Source organism: Faecalimonas umbilicata (assembly GCF_004346095.1).
In the GTDB taxonomy this organism is placed as follows: Bacteria; Bacillota; Clostridia; order Lachnospirales; family Lachnospiraceae; genus Faecalimonas; species Faecalimonas umbilicata.
In genome coordinates this window covers 1-1,728 of the sequence record NZ_SLZV01000059.1, presented here as the reverse complement: position 1 = coordinate 1,728, position 1,728 = coordinate 1, and the positions used below count along the sequence as shown (strand labels likewise).

At 37.3% G+C, this 1,728-nt stretch carries 2 protein-coding genes; both read left to right on the top strand.

What is annotated here, in order from left to right; genetic code table 11:
* Positions 1 to 55 precede the first annotated feature (55 nt).
* Positions 56 to 478 carry an IS200/IS605 family transposase gene (tnpA, locus tag EDD74_RS14930; RefSeq protein ID WP_116441394.1) on the top strand — a complete coding sequence of 141 codons (423 nt, stop codon included), beginning with the start codon at positions 56 to 58 and terminating at the stop codon, positions 476 to 478.
* Entirely contained in the window at positions 478 to 1,575 is a 1,098-nt protein-coding gene (tnpB, locus tag EDD74_RS14925) for an IS200/IS605 family element RNA-guided endonuclease TnpB (RefSeq protein ID WP_116441110.1), read from the top strand. Before tnpA ends, tnpB begins: the two co-directional genes overlap by 1 nt.
* Positions 1,576 to 1,728 lie beyond the last annotated feature (153 nt).

The window sequence follows — 1,728 nt, the reverse complement described above, 5'->3', positions numbered from 1 at the left end:
AAGATGGAACAAAAATACTCTTGTATTAGATTTTGAAATGGTATATAATACACATATGAATATTGCATATAAATCTAATAACAATATAGTCTATTCTTGCAAATACCATGTTGTGTGGTGTCCTAAGTATAGACGCAAAATTTTAACAAATGGAATAGATACCCGATTAAAGGAACTTCTTCTTGAGTATGCTGCAAATATTTCTGTAGACATCATGGAAATGGAAATCATGCCAGACCATGTACACATACTCATGGAGGTAGACCCTCAGTTCGGTATTCACAAAGCGGTTAAATCATTAAAAGGATATACTTCAAAAGTTTTGAGAAATGAATATCCATCATTGAAAACAAGAATGCCGTCACTGTGGACCAACAGCTATTTTGTATCAACGGTTGGTGGTGCTCCGCTTGATGTAATCAAGCAGTATATCGAAAATCAGAAAACATCGCAAAGACAAAAGGATAAACTGGGATAATGCAAAAAGGTATCAAATTTAGAATCTACCCGAACAGGGAACAGCAAAATTTAATCAATCAGACACTTGGCTGTTGCAGACTCATCTACAACAAAGGACTTGCTATGCGTAATGAAGCCTATGAGAATGGCAATAAAATTGGCTATGCTCAGACTTCGGCTATGCTGACCGAGCTTAAAAAGTGTGAAGATTTTGCATTTCTTAAAGTGGTAGATTCTATTGCGTTACAGCAGTCTTTACGTGATTTGGACAGAGGTTTTGTGAACTTTTTTCAGAAACGTGCTGCACACCCAATATTTAAGAGTAAACATAACCGCCACCAGTCCTACAGAACGATCAATCAAGGCGACAATATCCGCATTGCAGGAAAATATTTAAAACTTCCAAAACTGGGATATGTGAAAGTTCGTCAGTCGATGGAAATTGGAAAAATCCATAATGTAACCATTGAACATACTCCAACAGGCAAGTATTTTGCAGTGCTGAATGTGGAATTTGAACCACAACCAATGCCTAATAAGGGCGGTATGATAGGTATTGATGTAGGTATAAAAGAATTCTATTCCGACAGCAACGGAAATGTTGTGGCAAATCCCAAATATCTTGAGAAGTCCATGCGTAAGCTTGTGCGTGAACAGTGTAAACTGTCACGCAAACAAAAAGGCTCAAACAATCGTAATAAACAACGTGTAAAAGTTGCTTTAGTCCACGAAAAGATTACTAATCAGAGAAACGATTTTTTACAAAAGCAATCAACTATACTGATTCGTGAAAACCAAACAATCTGCATAGAAGATTTGAAAGTAAAAAATATGATGCGTAATCATAAACTGGCACAGCACATAGGTTCTGCGTCGTGGAGTAAGTTTTTTGATATGCTTGCATATAAGGCTGTCTGGTATGGGAATGATGTTGTAAAAGTACCGACTATGTATCCAAGCAGTCAGACATGTTCTTGTTGTGGATATAAGAATCCACTGGTAAAAAATCTGACAGTTCGTATATGGGAATGTCCAGACTGTCATACAGTGCATAACAGAGATAGCAATGCAAGTATAAACATCTTGAATAAAGGACTGCAAATGCAGTCAGCATAAATATATATATAAGACTGCACCGTAGGGCATACGGGAACAGTATAATCTAGCTTGTGGACACTGTGTAAGACATTGAAATACCGCATGGTATTATCTCCAATGCAGTAGTGGTTGAAGCAAGAATCCCCCTGCTTTAGCTGTGGGGAGTGTCAA

What these genes read in the sequence shown, in the direction of transcription:
- tnpA (WP_116441394.1), top strand. Translation starts at nt 56, where the DNA reads ATGAATATTGCATATAAATCTAATAACAATATAGTCTATTCTTGCAAA.
- tnpB (WP_116441110.1), top strand. Translation starts at nt 478, where the DNA reads ATGCAAAAAGGTATCAAATTTAGAATCTACCCGAACAGGGAACAGCAA.